Source organism: Rhizobium cauense (genome assembly GCF_019511525.1).
GTDB classification, from domain to species: Bacteria; Pseudomonadota; Alphaproteobacteria; order Rhizobiales; family Rhizobiaceae; genus Rhizobium; species Rhizobium cauense.
On sequence record NZ_JAEUAT010000003.1, the window covers coordinates 250687 to 266391 of the forward strand.

General features: G+C 61.4%; 15 protein-coding genes and 1 pseudogene. 8 read left to right on the top strand and 8 right to left on the bottom strand.

From position 1 onward, the window contains the following. Window positions 1-4: 4 nt before the first annotated feature. Together JNB88_RS07235 and JNB88_RS07240 are read right to left on the bottom strand one after the other, a co-directional pair. The gene (locus tag JNB88_RS07235) at window positions 5-757 is read right to left on the bottom strand and encodes an SDR family oxidoreductase (RefSeq protein WP_220354854.1); all 753 of its coding nucleotides are present in this window, start codon (window positions 755-757) and stop codon (window positions 5-7) included. 12 nt (window positions 758-769) lie between these two features. Further along, entirely contained in the window at window positions 770-1282 is a 513-nt protein-coding gene (locus tag JNB88_RS07240) for an RrF2 family transcriptional regulator (RefSeq protein ID WP_220354855.1), read from the bottom strand. Between the two features lie 175 nt (window positions 1283-1457). Here JNB88_RS07240 and JNB88_RS07245 point away from each other — a divergent pair, with 175 nt between their 5' ends. Continuing rightward, window positions 1458-1862: a YybH family protein gene (locus JNB88_RS07245; protein ID WP_220354856.1), complete on the top strand. Its 405-nt coding sequence runs from the start codon at window positions 1458-1460 to the stop codon at window positions 1860-1862. Beyond that, window positions 1862-3052: a bifunctional DNA-binding transcriptional regulator/O6-methylguanine-DNA methyltransferase Ada gene (gene ada, locus JNB88_RS07250; RefSeq protein ID WP_220354857.1), complete on the top strand. Its 1191-nt coding sequence runs from the start codon at window positions 1862-1864 to the stop codon at window positions 3050-3052. Before JNB88_RS07245 ends, ada begins: the two co-directional genes overlap by 1 nt. A gap of 127 nt (window positions 3053-3179) precedes the next feature. On the opposite strand, the gene JNB88_RS07255 is transcribed toward ada, so the two are convergent. From JNB88_RS07255 to JNB88_RS34350, 6 genes and pseudogenes are all read right to left on the bottom strand, one after another. Beyond that, the gene (locus JNB88_RS07255) at window positions 3180-4886 is read right to left on the bottom strand and encodes an ISL3 family transposase (RefSeq protein WP_222857957.1); all 1707 of its coding nucleotides are present in this window, start codon (window positions 4884-4886) and stop codon (window positions 3180-3182) included. A 23-nt stretch (window positions 4887-4909) separates the two neighbouring features. Next, window positions 4910-5374 (bottom strand): NAD(P)H-binding protein, encoded by a 465-nt coding sequence (locus JNB88_RS07260; RefSeq protein ID WP_220354859.1) that lies wholly within the window; start codon window positions 5372-5374, stop codon window positions 4910-4912. Between the two features lie 45 nt (window positions 5375-5419). Beyond that, complete coding sequence (locus JNB88_RS07265; protein WP_220355080.1) at window positions 5420-6247, bottom strand: aldo/keto reductase; 828 nt, start codon at window positions 6245-6247, stop codon at window positions 5420-5422. 70 nt (window positions 6248-6317) lie between these two features. After that, entirely contained in the window at window positions 6318-7199 is an 882-nt protein-coding gene (locus JNB88_RS07270; protein ID WP_220354860.1) for an NmrA family NAD(P)-binding protein, read from the bottom strand. A 38-nt stretch (window positions 7200-7237) separates the two neighbouring features. Then, window positions 7238-8281, bottom strand: a pseudogene (locus JNB88_RS07275) (serine hydrolase domain-containing protein); the annotation flags it as partial. A 21-nt stretch (window positions 8282-8302) separates the two neighbouring features. Next, entirely contained in the window at window positions 8303-8518 is a 216-nt protein-coding gene (locus tag JNB88_RS34350; protein WP_338110967.1) for a hypothetical protein, read from the bottom strand. Between the two features lie 170 nt (window positions 8519-8688). On the opposite strand from JNB88_RS34350, the gene JNB88_RS07280 reads away from it, so the two are divergent. From JNB88_RS07280 to JNB88_RS07305, 6 genes are all read left to right on the top strand, one after another. After that, entirely contained in the window at window positions 8689-9612 is a 924-nt protein-coding gene (locus JNB88_RS07280) for a LysR family transcriptional regulator (RefSeq protein WP_220354861.1), read from the top strand. Between the two features lie 679 nt (window positions 9613-10291). After that, entirely contained in the window at window positions 10292-11503 is a 1212-nt protein-coding gene (locus tag JNB88_RS07285; protein WP_223217120.1) for a serine hydrolase domain-containing protein, read from the top strand. A 374-nt stretch (window positions 11504-11877) separates the two neighbouring features. Next, window positions 11878-12900: a LacI family DNA-binding transcriptional regulator gene (locus tag JNB88_RS07290; protein ID WP_220354863.1), complete on the top strand. Its 1023-nt coding sequence runs from the start codon at window positions 11878-11880 to the stop codon at window positions 12898-12900. A 38-nt stretch (window positions 12901-12938) separates the two neighbouring features. After that, entirely contained in the window at window positions 12939-13886 is a 948-nt protein-coding gene (locus JNB88_RS07295) for an ABC transporter substrate-binding protein (protein ID WP_220354864.1), read from the top strand. After that, on the top strand, window positions 13883-14701 hold the full coding sequence (locus JNB88_RS07300; protein WP_220354865.1) for an ATP-binding cassette domain-containing protein: 819 nt from the start codon (window positions 13883-13885) through the stop codon (window positions 14699-14701). Before JNB88_RS07295 ends, JNB88_RS07300 begins: the two co-directional genes overlap by 4 nt. Continuing rightward, a complete protein-coding gene (locus tag JNB88_RS07305) occupies window positions 14698-15699 on the top strand; it encodes an ABC transporter permease (protein ID WP_220354866.1) in 1002 nt (333 codons plus the stop codon). Before JNB88_RS07300 ends, JNB88_RS07305 begins: the two co-directional genes overlap by 4 nt. Window positions 15700-15705: the final 6 nt, after the last annotated feature.

The window sequence follows — 15705 nt, forward strand, 5'->3', positions numbered from 1 at the left end:
CCTCCTATGTTCTGAGCCACTCGGCGATCGTGATCGCGCCCTTGATGTAGTCTCCGCCGGGAACCAGTGAGCCGGCGACAACGGGAGCGCCGAAGTAGTCGACGGCCTCGTCGGCTTTGACCGGACGAGCGTCGCCCCTGGCATCGAGATAAGTCCCGATGAAAGATTCGAACGGTCCCCGTTCAGGTCCGGCAAGGTCGACGGTTCCGTTCTTCGGCTCGCCGAGCGCGGCTTCCACCAGAGCAGCGGCGACGTCGTCGGCCGCGATCGGCTGGAAGTCGATATCCGGCACTTTCACCGCGTCGTCCGCCGCATAAGCGCCGGCCAGGGTCTCGATGAACTCATAGAACTGCGTCGCGCGGACGATGGTGTACTCTTGGCCCGACGCCGCGACGGTCTCCTCCTGCGCCAGCTTGCCGGCCATGTAGGGATTGGCCGCGAGCTGATCGGCGTTGACAATAGAAAGGACGACGTGGTGGCGTACGCCCGCGGCCTTTTCTGCGCTCGTCAGGTTGCTGCTCGACGTTCCAAAGAAGTCGGTTATCACAGTCTTGTCGAACGACATCATGTTGGAAACGTCGATGACGGCGTCTGCGCCCGCAAGGGCTTCGGCCAGTCCTTCGCCCGTGTAGGCGTTGATGCCGTTGCGGGAGCTTGCGGCGACGGCTTGGTGGCCGGCGTCCCGCAGCAGTTTCACTGCCTTCGAGCCTATCAGGCCCGTGCCGCCGATGACGGCGACCTTCTTTAACGTACTCATTTCTGCTTTCTCCTATGACGAGGCGCGATTGCCCGTCTTGCGTTCGTGGAGTTCCAGGAAGGCGCATCCGCGGGCGGCGATCCCGCCGTCGTCATCTGCGCCGAGATCCGCCAGAAGGTCCGCGACGGACACCTTGGCGAGTTCTGCGCGATACGCTTTCTCGGCTTTCAGCATCGCGGCGTTGATCTGGCAGGGTTTTGTGAAATAGCGCTGCGGAAGAGGGTTCGGCCCTCGCTGGCGGATTTCGGCGCACCGGAAGGCGGGTGCCGGTCCTTCGACTGCGAGGACGATGTCGAGGAGGCTGATGTCCTTCGGCGCTTTCGCCAGCCGATAGCCACCCTTCGGTCCCGGCGTCGTCGCGACGATCCCGGCGCCGGACAGCGCCTGCAGGTGCTTCAGAAGATAGCTGGTCGAAACGCCGTGCAATTCCGCAAGGGCTGCCGCCGACAGCACGCCGTCTTCCGACAGGCCTGCCAGAAATGCCGTGCAGTGGATGGCCTGCTCAACGCCTTCGCTCAGTTTCATCTTGCATCTCCTAATCGTGGATATAAAATGTCTATGATTTGGTTGAGTATCAATCCCCGATCACGTGGCGCGCTTGAGATTCCGAATATCAGATCAGAAAACGGAGTTTCGCCGCCTTGTTACCCAGCCATAGTCAGGGCGCTCGCAGGAGCAGAACAACAACGAAGGACATCGAATGACCACCACGCTCGCACTCTCCTCGACGCCAGAAGGAATCGTCCCAGCTCTTCTCGCTCATCTGAACTCGCTCGATGTCGAGACCATGCTCGGCTTCTACGATCCCGAAGGATTGATTGTAGACGCCGCGGGCGTCGCTCACGTGGGCAAAGACGCAATTGGCAAGGAGCTTGCCAAGTACTTCAGCCTCGGCCTTCAGATGTCGATCACCCAGCGCCATCTGTTCGTCGCCGGCGACGTCGCCTCTCTCATCCTCGACTGGTCGTACATCGGTACCGCGAAGGATGGGACCGAGATCAACATGGTGGCCACTGCGACGGACATCGCCCGCCGCGGTTCGGACGGCCTGTGGCGTTACCTCATCGACAACCCGTTTGGCTCGATGCAGAGGAATGCAGCCTGATGGCGGAATCGGCGGACATCGGAAATGCAGCGACGGGACCGGTATTCCGCGGCGTCGTCACGACGGGCGTCTACTGCCGGACCAACTGCATCTCGCGTCCGCCTCGGCCGGAGAACATGCGACGGTTCGTCTGCGTGGCGGAGGCGGAGGCGGCCGGCTTCCGCCCTTGCCGGAGATGCCGCCCGAACGGCGAGGAGTTCGAGAAGAGAAACACGGCCTTGGTCGCGGAGGCCTGCAGGTTGATCGACGCTGGAAACAGCTCGCCTACGGTCGCGGCTCTCGCGCATGCCCTGGGGATCAGCGAGGGGCACTTCCATCGGATATTCCGCAAATGCACCGGAATGACTCCTCGCGCTTACAAACAGGAAAAGCGTGCTGCCCTTCTGCGCGACGGCCTGAAGCCAGGCAAGACGATCACGTCGACGTTCTACGATGCGGGATACGGTTCGAGTGGACGCTTCTATGCCGTTTCTAACAAAGCCCTCGGGATGGTCCCGACCGACTACAGGGCGGGGGGCCGCCGTGAGAGGATCAGGTTCGCCGTCGGCCAGACCTCGCTGGGCTCGATCCTCGTCGCGTCGAGCGACAAGGGCGTCGTCGCGATCCTGCTCGGCGACGACCCGGCCGCCCTTCTCGGCGACCTGCAGGAGCGGTTTTCGAAAGCCACACTCGTCGGAGGTGACGCCGACTACGAGCGGGTCGTCGCTCGGGTCGTCGGCATGGTGGAGGCGCCGCAGGTCGGACTCGACCTCCCGCTCGATCTGCGAGGGACCGCCTTTCAGCGCAGGGTCTGGCTCGCACTACGGGAAGTCCCGCCGGGCAGCACGGTAAGCTACGAGGAGCTGGCTCGCAGGATCGGGAGCAGGAAAGGAGGGAAGGCGGTGGCTAGCGCGTGCGCGACTAATCCACTGGCCGTAGCCATTCCCTGCCATCGTGTAACAAAGAGCGACGGATCCGCCTTCCGCTACACCTGGGGCATCGATCGCAAATGCGAGCTTCTGAGGCGAGAGGGAGTCGTGGCCGCAGACCAATCATCGCTGCTACCCAGTGCCCAGGAGACAGTCTGCCGGCGCCAGATCCTTGACGGAGAGCAAGCGACAACTGCGGGGGACTGTCTGACTACCCCTCTGTATCAGGCGAAAACCGCGGACGAGCAGCCGGACTTCCTTGTGTCGTGCAAGAGGCTATAAGCAGAAAAATGAGGGCAGAGATGCAGAACTGGCCATGGCTGCCGCTACGGTACTGGCATTGTCGTTTGGCATTTAACTGTAAGAATGCGCCCGTTTCGGCAGCTCATGGCACTTAATTGGGTCTTCCTCAATTTGCGTGGAGATCGGTCAATTTGATTGGCATCATCCGCGCCCTGAGCAGCTCTGGTCCCGCCCGGCCATACATTGCGCGCTTGATCGTCTTCAGTCGGTTGATCTGTCCTTCCGCCTGACCGTTGCTCCAGTGGAGGTCGATGGCGTTACAGACGGCGTCGATATCACGGCGAAGTACACGGGCAAAACGGGCTAGGAAGGCGAGACCAGAATGAATGGCATCGTCGATCCACTGGTCCAGTTTCGCTGAGGTTCGGCCACGAAATATGCCGCGAAATCGCATGGCGAAGCTGCGCAGAACAGTAAACGTCCGTGATCCCTGTTTGAGGGCATCGACTTTCCGCGCCTGATTGATGTTTAGCGCGCCGCGCGGCTTCATGCAAAGAGTAGCCGCGACAATGGGTGAGATCAAATGACCGGTTTGCGGATCGCGGACAGGCACATCGTCAGGTGCTTTGTCAGAGAGCCCAATCCGAGCCGGCGCAGCATCAACCTTATTCTCATCCGCTTCCGGCCTCTCGGCGCGGCGCCATGTTGCCAGGAGGCGTTCAAGATTAGAAAAGCTGCCGGTGTATCCTCGGCGCTTTATGTCATGAAACAAATGCCGACCACGGCGGTTGCCATCCATCCAACACTGTGTGAGGAACGCTTCGAAGTACAGAGGTGATGTCGGCTGTATCGCGCCCCTGCGTCGATCGGGTGGGGTTTCGAACGTCAGCCATTTCGTGATGCTGCGTCGGCCATATCCTGTGCGACGTGCAATGTCGGAGCAGGTCAGGCCTTCTTTGCTCAAGGCGTGCACAGTCTCGAACACATCCTTCCGGGACTGCCGATGCGCCCGGCGAAGTTGATTGCGCCAAGGCGTTTCAAGCGCCTGCTCTTGCAAAGCCCGATCGTCATGATCGGTTTCGATATCCTCGTTTGGTAGTAGCGCCCTGCCTGTAGCTCGACCGGAGAGGCTCATCTGTTCCTCGATAGCAAGACGAAGATTTTGGATGAGATGAAAGCGGTCCGCCACCTGAGACGCCTGGGGCGCACCTTCACGAGCGGCCTGCGCGTAAAGTCCGCATCGATCTCGGCTGACGACCTCAATGGAAGGGTGCCGCTTCAACCATCGTGCAACGCTTGCCACGCTCCGGTCTTCGAGAATGTCCATGACCTTTCGGCGTTCAAGATCAACGATGATCGTACCGTAGCGCCAAGATTTCCTCCAACTCCAGTCGTCGATCCCGATGATCCGTGCCGCGGGTTCGTCGTCGACCCGTGAAGCATTGCGCTTCAAGTGCCGAAGGATGGTGTCGTCGCTGATCGGCATCCCAAGCCGTCTCATCAATCGCTCTCCGGGCCGTCCGCCGGTGCTGTGCCCCAGCAGGCCTATTATTTCGGCGACCCTCGTTGTTCTGCGGCCGTAAGGAGAGGCAATCGCCGGGACATGGTCTGTGAATGTTTGTCGTCTGCACTGCCGATATGTGCAACGCCAACGGCTCAACTGAAGCCTTACCGTCACTTCCTTGCCTTGGACCGGCAGGTCCTGAAGATTGCGGTACGACCAGCCATGCCGACTTCTGCTTTGGTTTTGGCAATCTGGGCATGTGCCAGAGGATGGCCCACAAGCAGACACAACCCAATCACCGTCGTCGTTGGATACGACGCTCTGCACTTTAATGCCCGGACCGGGCGACCATTTGGATCTCGTTCGCATGCCCGCCCATAGCGCCATGCCCACTAACGATTTGTTAACCACAAAAATTGAGGAAGACCCGTGTACCAGCCGTTGCGCAGCAATGTGTGGGGAATGCCGCTTGCGGCGATCAACGCTTCGGTCTGGCGATGCTCCTCGGCCAGTTCGAGCGACGAGGTGTCGGCGTGCAGAACGCTGGTATAGGCGATCCGCGAAACACCGGCACGCTTTGCCGCCTCGATGACGTTGCGGTGCTGGGCGACACGTCCACCGACCGCGCTGGAAGAAATCAGCAGTAGGCGGTCGATACCTGCGAAGGGGAGGTCGAGCGTTTCGGGGCTATCGTAATCGCCCTGGCGGACGTCGACGCCCGCGGGAAAGGACGTGGCGGCTGGATCGCGGACCATCGCGAAGACAGCCTCCGGGTGCTCGCGGCGGGCAAGTTCGGCGATCGCCAGTTGGCCGCGCTGGCTGTTGGCGCCGGTGACGAGATAGCGGGGCATGGACATGACAATCTCCTGGTCGGGGTTGATCTGAACATTCGGGATGAGGCGTCAGGCGCTGGCGTCCCAATCCGGCGCGAAGGGCGGGCGGACGTAACGCTGGTCCTTCGGCAGGGCGGCGATGGCCGCGCGGTCGTCATCGTCGAGACGGATCGTGAGGGCGTCGAGATTGGCTTTCTGGCTTTCGCGACGCGCTGCCTTCGGGATCACGATGACGCCCTCCTGATCCAGTAGCCAGGCGATGGCCATCTGCGCGGCACTGGTGCCATGCTTGCGGCCGAGGCCGGCAAGCACCGGCTCGTTCGCAGCCCGTCCCTGGGCGAGTGGCGCATAGGCGGTCAATGGAATACCCCTGCCGCGCAGATAGGCCAGCATCGGCGCCTGCGACAGGAAGGGATGATATTCGAGCTGGACGCTTGCGATTGGGACGCCAATATCCTCGACCGCGCGGCGGATCATCGGCAGATTGAAGTTGCAAACGCCGATGGCACGCGTCAGGCCGCGCTCCTTCAGCGCGACAAGCGCCTCCAGCGTCGCCGCCATGTCCATGTCCCGCGATGGCCAGTGGATCATGTAGAGATCGACATGATCGAGCCGCAGCTTGCGCAAGCTGGTATCGAGGGCGCGGTAAAGCGCATCCGGGCCGAGCTGGTCGTGCCAAGCCTTTGTTGTGATGAACAATTTGTTCCGGTCGACGCCGGAGGCCGCCACGGCCGCGCCGACCGCAGCCTCGTTCTCATACATAGCGGCGGTGTCGATATGCCGATAGCCGAGTGCCATCGCGCTCTCGACCACAGGCTGGGCATCGGCGCCGGGCATGCGGAAGGTGCCGAAGCCAAGGCGCGGGATGGTGACGCCCTGTGTGATGATGCTGTCCATGATGATGTCCTTTCGCGAGTGCCGCGCCGGCGGCGTGCCGCCGGTGCCTGAAAGCATCGCTTGATCCGTGTTAGGCGGCCGTCCTGGCCTGGCTGGCGTTGACAAGCTCGGCGATGACGCTCTGCAGCGTCGTCGTGCTCTTCACGGCCGACCTGCCTTCATCGCGAAATGCGATCCAGCCCTCGTTGAAGCCGTCGAGCATGCGGATGCGAGGCAGCGGATTGCGCGCGCCCTGGTCGCGGAAAATTTGTTCCCAGTTCTCGCGCGGCACGATCTCGACCCGGACGGGACGATCCAGCGCCTCGGCGAAGGCCCGGGCGAGGTCGTTCGGCGAGACGCGGGCCGGGCCCTCCAGCTCGACGATCCGGGTTCCGCTCCAGTCCTCGCACAGCAGCTCGGCGGCGGTGCGGCCGACATCCTGTGTCGCGACCATTGGAAATGGCTTGTCAGCCGGTTGAAGGAAGCTGTGCAGCACGCCTTCGTCGCGCGCCGAGGGGACGTCCCACTGGGCATTCTCCATGAACCAGCCGGGCCGCAGGAAGGTGACCGGCTGGCCGATGCCACCAAGCGCCTGCTCCAGCAGCGTGCGCTGGGTAAGCAGGTTCTCGTGCGGCGCATCGGAGCCGATCGTCGACAGGCACACGACCTTGGCAGGACGCGCCTCGACCAGTGCCGCGCTCACGGCATCGATCACGCGCCTTGCTTCGGGAAAGCCCGGCTCCGGGTCGAACTCCGATGGCGGCAGGATGAAGACACCCTCGGCACCTTCGAAGGCTGACGCGAGACTATCCGCATCGTCCATCTCGGCGAAGGCGACATCGCAGCCGAGTGCTCTCCATTCCGCCGCCTTTGCGGCATCGCGCAGGATGGCGCGAACGGGGAGTTTGTCGGCGAGAAGGTTGCGGGCGAGCGCGCCGCCGACTTTGCCAGTGATTCCGGTGATTGCGTACATGATGGTTTCTCCAAAAGGATCGATGTTGAGTGCGCCTGTCAGGCGAGGCTGGCGTAGAGCTCTCGCTCGAACGCGCCGTAGAGGGCGACGACCCGCTCGTCGTAGAAGGGCAGGATCTGGGTGAAGAGCGCGCCGGCGACGTGCTTCACCGGGTCGAGCCAGAAGTAGCAGTTGAGCAGGCCAGCCCAGGAGACGCTGCCGGCGGAGCGTCCGTTCGGTCCTGCTTGCGTGTTGATGTCGAAGGACAGGCCCCATTTGTGCGGCTGGCCGGGGAACTGGTCGAAGCTGCGTGAGAACGACGGCTGCGCGGAGCGCATCTCGTGGACGTTCAGCTCGCCGATCTGGTTCTGCATCATCATGGCGACCGTTTCCGGCCGCAGGATGCGCACGCCATTAAGTGCGCCGCCGTTCAGCAGAGCCCGCAGGAAGGCCATGTAGTCGCGGGGGGTCGAGAAGGCGCCGCCGCCACCCATGAAGAACTCCGGCCTCTGTGGCATTCCGAACGGCGCCGGCTCCAGCCCGCCATCCGCACGCCGGCTGTGGAAGCTGGCGACGCGCCGCTTCTGCTGCGAGCCGATGAGGAAGCCCGAATCTTTCATGCCGAGCGGCGCGAAGATGTTCTCGCGAAAATAGACCTCGAGCGACTGGTCGGACACCGCCTCCACCAGCTTGCCCACCCAATCCATGCTGATGCCGTATTCCCAGCGTTCGCCCGGCTCGCATTCGAGCGGTGCGGTAAAGGCGGCGTTCTTGCAGGTCGCGATGTCGGGCATGCCCGTCACCTGCTCGTAATGGGTGAGCGCCTCGCTCCAGATCGAATAGGTGTAGCCGGACGTGTGCGTCAGCAGATGGCGCACCTTGATGGCGCGCTTGGCCGGGCGCAGGCGTGGCGTTCCGTCCGCGGCAAAACCTTCGAGGATCTGCGGCGACGCGAGCTCCGGCAGGTATTTCGCCGCGTCGTCGTCGAGACCGATACGGCCCTGCTCGATCAACTGCATGCAGGCGGTGGCAGTGAAAGCCTTGGTCATCGACAGCAGCCAGAACACGGTGTCGACGGTCATCGGCGCGCCTGTCGTCACGTTCGCCTTGCCGAAGGTCCCCTCCTAGACGATGCCATTCGCCGTGGCCGCCATCGCGACGACACCGGCGACATCGTGCCGGGAGACGCCGCCGCGCAAGGCAGCATCGATCGCTGCGGAATTACGCAACGAGGCAGCAGGTGCCGTCTCGGCCAAGGCGGGGCTGATCGCATCGAGAGCCAGAAAGGCCCCCAGCGTGCTTCCATGCTGAAGCATGGTTCTGCGTGTTATCTGATTCATGGCTCACTCCTTTCCGGCTCGGGGAGGACCGATAAGTTTTGCGGTTCGCCCCTGATGGTGTTGCGATGCCGATGTTCTACGTCGTGCCATGATGTGATTCACGCGCATTAATGTCAGTGCTATGATGACGCGTACTCACCGATGTTGTGGTGCCGGTAAAGGAAGATGGAATGGCGGCTTTCGACACGCGATTGCTGACCGGCGTTGGCGTTCTGGCCGCCGTGACGGAGGCCGGAAATTTCGCCCGCGCTGCGGAGATGCTCGGCCTGACGCCTTCGGGCGTCAGCCGGGCCGTCGCGCGTCTGGAGGCCCGAGTTGGCGTGCGGCTCTTCGATCGCAATCCCCGGGAAGTGAGCCTCACCGAGGAGGGACGACGGTTCCACGCGCAGGTGATGCCGCTTCTGGCCGGCCTCGACGAAGCGGCCGCCGAGGCTGCAGGTGCTGCAGCCATCGTGCGTGGCCGGCTGCGCGTATCGGTGGACCCATGGTTTGCCCGGATGGTGCTTGCGTCGAGTCTCCAGCAGTTTCTCGTCCGCTACCCCCTGCTGTCGGTAGATTTCTCCACCAGCAACTACCGGGAGGAGATGATGGCAGGCATTGATGTGGCGGTGCGCTTCGGTCCGCCCGATGAGTCATCCCTCATCGCGCGCAAGCTTCTTGAGACGCCGATCCTGACAGTTGCGGCGCCGGCCTATCTGGATCGGCACGGTACACCCCAATCGCCTCACGACCTCGTCCATCACGAGGCTCTTCAGTTCCGCGACCCGCAGACAGGCCTGCCCTTTCCCTGGGAGTTTCATCGCGACGGAGAAATCGTCGAGGTCAAGGTTTCAAGCCGACTGGTCCTGGACGATCCGTCGGTGGCGATATCCGCCTGTGTGGCGGGCCAGGGCATATTCCAGAGCCTCGCGATCGGCCTGGCCCCGTTCGTGGAGCGTGGGGAACTCGTACCGATCCTCACGGAATGGTCGGAGGAGCTTTATCCACTCTACGCTTATCATCCCTCGCGCCATTTGCCGCCGGCGAAGGTTCGGGCGTTTCTGGATTTCATTCAGGAAGTCGCCACGAACGAAGCCTCTCCATTTCGTCATTGAGGCGTAAAGCTGTTCCGTAGAAAGAAAGGTGGGCGAACTCGGCACGCGGCAGGCCAATGGCGCAATATTCCGACATAGCCCTCTATGACTGGCATTTGTCCTTCGACGTTGAGCTTTCAAACCCGGACCACACTTCCTCTGTCTTTGAAGGAGGGATTTAGAGGACTATGAAGTGGACGTAGTTCTCCGTTTCGTCGCTCTCGGCCCGCCGTAGAAGATTCGAACCTGTACTTCATGTTTCGAACGCACTGTGGATGTCTGCTTTATCAGCCTTGCTCTTCGGAACCGGACCGACAGCTTCCGGCCCCAAATCAGCTATTCCCGAGGGCAAGTAGTTGCCCGTCCATGGAAATTCGGCGCGAACTTATCGGCCAAACGACGGTGTCGGCGGTTCGAGTCCTTTCACGGCGAGGAAGCCCGTCCGGCACAGCGGCCGGCCCCATGCCAAATGTGGTCAGCGCTCAACGGCGGCACCCATGGCAGTCGTTGCCACATCTAATTTGTCATTGCTCGGTCTACGGAGGTCAAGAGTTTCGCCCAATTGTCCGCCCCTCAGTTGTAGTTTCTATTGTCACGAGCATCCCGGCCCATAGCGTTTTGCTAGTTCGGCCAGTATTTTATTCGCGATCTGTCATGTTCATTTCAAGGAATGGCTACTTTCCGGAGGGGCGGCGTGATCATGGAACTGGCTAGATGTCGAGGACTTGCGGTAGCAATCGCCCTTTTTGTCACGGGCACTGCGTTTGCCAGCGAAACGCCCACGCAAACTCAGCGCGTGCAGAAAGCGCTAGACGCCTGGCTCGCGGAACGCTCACCGGTCGAGGGTGTCACCGGCATCGCCGCCTATGTCAGCCTTGGCGCATCAGGTCCGAACATCGAAGCCTTTGCAGGCAAGACCGGAAGAGCCGATGACGACCCGCCGGTAGACCAGAATACCCTCTTTGCCATGGGTAGCACTTCGAAGTCCTTCGCTGCCGCAGTGATCCTGAAATTGGAAGCCCAAGGACTCCTCTCAATCGATGACACGGTTGGAAGGTGGTTGCCGCAATATCCCGCCTGGGGCAGCGTTAGCATCCGCCGCCTTCTCGATATGACCAGTGGCATCCCGAATTATTCTGAGACCGAATTCATCTCGCGTAGCTGGGTAGAGCAGCCGAAACGCGACTTAACCGCGGAAGAACTAATCGACGCGGCATATCCCAACGGCAGCAATAAACTGCCGGTGACTGAAGGCTACCACTACTCCAACACCAACTACATTCTCGCCGGCCTGATCGCAGCCAAGGTGACGGGCAGACCCTATCAGGAGCTTGTTCGTGAACTCGTTATCCAGCCGCACGGCCTCCACTCCACCTTCTACTCTCCGGGGACCTACCCACCGGAAGTGATCACCCGGTTGGCGCACGGCTATTTCGAAAACACCGCATGCGCCGAATACCAGCCGGCCGACTGCAAGGAAAGTTGGAACAAGCCGATGATTGGCCGCGACGTGCGTGAAGACAGCACCTCTTGGGCTCAGGCCGCGGGCGGCGCTATCTCCAACGCGCGCGATGTTACCCGCTGGATGCGCGCCGTGTTCGAGGGCCGTGTGGTTCCGCCGATGCAACAAGCCGAATGGATGTCGATGGTTTCGACCAAGACAGGTGAACCGATTACGGAGATCAGCGAGGAGCATCCTCAGGGCTTTGCCCTCGGCCTCGTGCAGGGCATGATTCCAGGCGGCCCGGCGTGGTTCTATCAGGGCATGACCTTGGGCTATCGCACTCTTTATGTGTGGTACGAGAAGGATGGCATTCTGATCACCGTGCAGACCAACAGCCAGCCGAACGACGAGGAAAATAAGCTTTCCGAGGCCGCCGAAGCAATCCATGCAGCGATCAAGACACCATAAACAATGGGTCTCGATCAGGTCGGGTGGCCCAATGGGCCCGAAGGGCGGTCGACGCATGCATCGAAGGTGAAGGAACTGGGCAATGACTGCTGCCGGCCCCAAATCAGTCGTTCCGTTAAAGTGACGTTCTTGGATCGCCTGACTATCATATCTTAGAATAACCGGGTCAGCCGTTCATATCCCAAGACCGGTGTGTTCTGTTTCGAGAGCAATAATCTAAGTCGATGTAGCCAACGTCGCGGAGTGCTCGCTCGCGCCTAATTTTTCTTCGTGCCTAAATATTACGCTTGACAGGAAGCTCTTCGATGTCATCGTAAAGCGGTTTAGTAAATCGCTTTACAATGGTCGGTCACACGCCCGGGCATGGAGACGTTATGGCGAGCAAGCGCGCTACAAGCCTGAAGGATGTTGCCGACGCCGCTGGCGTATCGGTGGCGACCGTGTCGCGGCTCCTGAACGGTTCGCTCCAGCTTCCCCCGGAAACTAAAGAACGTATTGACAAGGCGATCCGGGATCTTCGTTACGAGCCGAACCCGCATGCCCGTCGCCTGAGCCGCGGGCGATCGGATACGATCGGTCTCGTGGTGCCTGACATCGCCAATCCATTCTTCGCCACCCTTGTCGCCGCGGTCGAGCAGGAGGCGGACAAGCGCGGGCTCGCGCTATCGCTGCATGCAACGCTCAACCGTCCTGGCCGTGAAATCTCGTACGTGACGGCGCTTGCCCGCAATCATGTCGACGGTCTCATCTTCGTTACCAATCACCCTGACGAGGGTGAACTGGGTGCATTGATAAATCAGACTGGAAAGGTCATCATCGTCGACGAAGACGTGCCGAAAGCAATGGTGCCAAAGCTCTTCTGCGACAACGAGGAGGGTGGTTATCTCGCGGGCCGGCATCTTGCCGACCATGGCCATCAGCGCGTGGTCTATATCGGCGGCCCGCAGCAAATGATCAGCACGCGCCGTCGCTTCCGGGGGCTGGAGCGTGCGCTCATGGAGCGGGGGGAGCCGCTCCAGCTGACACGCCTCGAGGGCAGTTTCACGGTGGAGTACGGCCGGCAGGCGGCGCGCCGTTTTATCGACGAGGGCAAGCCGGCAACCGCCATTTTCGCCAGTTCCGACGAGATCGCAATCGGCCTGATCGAAGTGTTCCGCGCCGAGGGCGTCTCGATTCCCGGCGAGGTCTCTGTGATCGGCTTCGACGATGTGAGCCCCCTGCATCTTTTCGCACCGCCGCTGACCGCCATACGCCAGCCCGTCCGGGCGCTTGGCGAGCGGGCGCTGGCGCTGCTTCTTGAAACAAACTGGCAGGAGCCGGAGAGCTTGAGCTCCGAAGAACTGCTGCCGGTCGAAATCGTTGTGCGGAACTCCGTTGCACCGCCGTCGAAGCAATAAAAAAGCAACGAAGATGAACCTAACCAGAGGAACAAGACATGACTATTCTCACACGCAGGATGTTTACGACTGCACTCGCAACAACGGTCTTTGCCGGCATCTCGTTCGGAAGTGCCATTGCCGCTGAAAAGACCTTCGCGCTTGTGCAGATCAACCAGCAGGCGCTGTTCTTCAACCAGATGAACGAAGGCGCGCAAAAGGCAGCCGACGCGGCCGGCGCCAAACTGGTGATATTTAACGCCAACAACGATCCAGCCGCGCAGAACAGTGCCATCGAAACCTATATCCAGCAGAAGGTCGACGGCCTCGCGGTCGTCGCTATCGACGTTAACGGCATCATGCCCGCCGTGCAGCAGGCCGCAGCCGCGGGCATTCCAGTAGTTGCCATCGATGCTATCCTCCCGGACGGCCCGCAGAAGGCGCAGATCGGCGTCGACAATGCGAAGGCCGGTGCCGACATGGGCAAATTCTTCCTCGACTACGTGAAGAGCAACATGGGCGGCAAGGTGAAGTATGGCGTTGTCGGCGCACTGAACTCGTTCATCCAGAATGTCCGCCAGGAAGGCTTCGAAAAGACCGTGAAGGATGCTGAAGGTGTCACCACGGCTGGCGTAGTCGACGGCCAGAACATCCAGGACAACGCGCTAGCCGCCGCAGAAAACCTGATCACTGGCAACCCTGACATGACCGCCGTCTACGCCACCGGCGAGCCGGCGCTGATGGGTGCCATCGCCGCCGTCGAAAGCCAGGGTAAGCAGTCGTCCGTTAAGGTCTTCGGCTGGGATCTGACGGCGCAGGCGATCGCCGGCCTTGATGCGGGCTATGTCACCGCCGTCATCCAGCAGGATCCATCTGCCATGGGTGCAGCCGCCGTCGATGCCCTGAAGAAGATCTCGGACGGCGGCAGCGTCGAGAAGACGATCTCGGTGCCGATCACCATCGTGACCAAGGAAAACGTCGAACCCTACAGGGCCGTTTTCAAATGATCTCTGACAGACAGCACCCAACCGCTGTCGCAGGACCCGGGGGCGGAGAAATCCTCCCCCGGCAGTCCGGCGAAGGCGGCGTTCGCCAGCCCCGAATTTCACTGAAGGGTATCCGCAAGAGTTTCGGTTCGCATCAGGCGTTGCGCGGTGTCGATCTAGACATCTATCCTGGCGAATGCCTGGGACTGGTCGGCGATAATGCGGCCGGCAAGTCGACGCTGACCAAGGTCATCTCCGGCACCTATATCCCCGATGACGGCACGATCGCCGTCGACGGAAGGGAGGTTCGCTTCAGCGGGCCGGCCGATGCCCGCGACCGCAATATCGAGATGGTGTTCCAGGATCTCAGCCTGTGCGACCATGTCGATGTGGTCGGCAATCTGTTTCTCGGCCGCGAACTGACCAAGGGGCCGTTCCTCGACCGAGCCCGCATGCTGACCGAGGCCCGCGCCATGCTTGACGCGCTCGAAATCCGCATCCCACGACTTGGTGCGAAAGTGGAGAAACTGTCGGGTGGCCAGCGGCAGGCGATCGCGATCGCTCGCGCCGCGTCCTTCAATCCGAAGGTGCTGATTATGGACGAGCCGACATCGGCACTTGCCGTGGCCGAAGTCGAAGCCGTGCTCAACCTGATCAACCGGGTCAAAGCAAAGGGGGTCTCAGTCATCCTGATCACCCATCGTCTGCAGGATCTTTTCCGCGTCTGCGACCGTATCGCTGTCATGTATGAAGGCACCAAGGTCGCCGAGCGCGACATCGCCAAGACCGACCTGCAGGACCTCGTACAGCTTATCGTCGGAGGGCAGAAGCATTGAACGCCTATACCGAACGCGCGGCCGGATCGCCGGTCGCCGACTTCCTTTCCGAACACGCGCAGGTGCTGTCGATCACCGTGTTCTTCCTCGCTTGCCTCGTCTTTTTCTCCGCCACCACGGACACGTTCCTGACGCTCGGCAATATCCTCAACGTCGTGCGCCAGGCGGCTCCCATCCTGGTTGTGGCGGTTGCTATGACGCTTGTCATCATCACCGGCGGCATCGATCTTTCCGTCGGTTCGCAGGTGGCGCTAGTCAATGCGGTGGCCGCTATCATCATGGCCATGGGCTATCCATGGCCGACTGTGGTCATCGGCATGATCGCCTTCGGTGCGCTGATGGGCATCGCCCAGGGCTGGTTCGTTGCCTACCAGGGCATCCCGGCATTCATTGTCACGCTTGCGGGCCTTTCCATTCTGCGTGGTTTCGCATTGTGGCTGACGCAGGGTTACTCGATCCCGATCAAGGACGCGCCCGGCTTCTTCTGGCTCGGCCGGGGAGAATTCCTCGGGCTTCCGGTCCCGGCGCTCATCGCCGTGCTTGTGGCGGTGATTGGCTACGCCATCATCGCCTACACGAAATACGGCCGGCAGGTCGTGGCCGTGGGTTCCAATCTCGAGGCAGCACGCCGCGTCGGCATGCCGGCAAAATGGATCGTCGCCTCGGTTTACATGGTCTCGGGGGTTGCCTGCGCACTGGCCGGACTTCTCATCGCCGCCCGCCTGGGCTCCGGCTCGTCCAACGCCGCCGTCGGCTTCGAACTGCAGGTCATCGCGGCCGTGGTTCTCGGCGGCACATCGCTGATGGGCGGACGCGGCAGCATTCTCGGCACGGTGCTCGGAACGCTTACCATCGCCGTCATCGGCAACGGTCTGATTTTGATGCACATCTCGCCGTTCTTCACGCAGATCGTGACGGGCGCCATCATCCTGGTGGCAATCTGGCTGAATACCAAGATCTTCACCACCAACTTCCGCTTCGGCGGAAAGAAGAAGTGAGGGCGG

What these genes read in the sequence shown, in the direction of transcription:
- JNB88_RS07245 (WP_220354856.1), top strand. Translation starts at nt 1,458, where the DNA reads ATGACCACCACGCTCGCACTCTCCTCGACGCCAGAAGGAATCGTCCCA.
- JNB88_RS07255 (WP_222857957.1), bottom strand. Translation starts at nt 4,886, where the DNA reads ATGCGAACGAGATCCAAATGGTCGCCCGGTCCGGGCATTAAAGTGCAG.
- JNB88_RS07270 (WP_220354860.1), bottom strand. Translation starts at nt 7,199, where the DNA reads ATGTACGCAATCACCGGAATCACTGGCAAAGTCGGCGGCGCGCTCGCC.
- JNB88_RS07295 (WP_220354864.1), top strand. Translation starts at nt 12,939, where the DNA reads ATGACTATTCTCACACGCAGGATGTTTACGACTGCACTCGCAACAACG.
- JNB88_RS07280 (WP_220354861.1), top strand. Translation starts at nt 8,689, where the DNA reads ATGGCGGCTTTCGACACGCGATTGCTGACCGGCGTTGGCGTTCTGGCC.
- JNB88_RS07285 (WP_223217120.1), top strand. Translation starts at nt 10,292, where the DNA reads ATGGAACTGGCTAGATGTCGAGGACTTGCGGTAGCAATCGCCCTTTTT.
- JNB88_RS07265 (WP_220355080.1), bottom strand. Translation starts at nt 6,247, where the DNA reads ATGGACAGCATCATCACACAGGGCGTCACCATCCCGCGCCTTGGCTTC.
- JNB88_RS07240 (WP_220354855.1), bottom strand. Translation starts at nt 1,282, where the DNA reads ATGAAACTGAGCGAAGGCGTTGAGCAGGCCATCCACTGCACGGCATTT.
- JNB88_RS07290 (WP_220354863.1), top strand. Translation starts at nt 11,878, where the DNA reads ATGGCGAGCAAGCGCGCTACAAGCCTGAAGGATGTTGCCGACGCCGCT.
- JNB88_RS34350 (WP_338110967.1), bottom strand. Translation starts at nt 8,518, where the DNA reads ATGAATCAGATAACACGCAGAACCATGCTTCAGCATGGAAGCACGCTG.
- JNB88_RS07260 (WP_220354859.1), bottom strand. Translation starts at nt 5,374, where the DNA reads ATGTCCATGCCCCGCTATCTCGTCACCGGCGCCAACAGCCAGCGCGGC.
- ada (WP_220354857.1), top strand. Translation starts at nt 1,862, where the DNA reads ATGGCGGAATCGGCGGACATCGGAAATGCAGCGACGGGACCGGTATTC.
- JNB88_RS07300 (WP_220354865.1), top strand. Translation starts at nt 13,883, where the DNA reads ATGATCTCTGACAGACAGCACCCAACCGCTGTCGCAGGACCCGGGGGC.
- JNB88_RS07235 (WP_220354854.1), bottom strand. Translation starts at nt 757, where the DNA reads ATGAGTACGTTAAAGAAGGTCGCCGTCATCGGCGGCACGGGCCTGATA.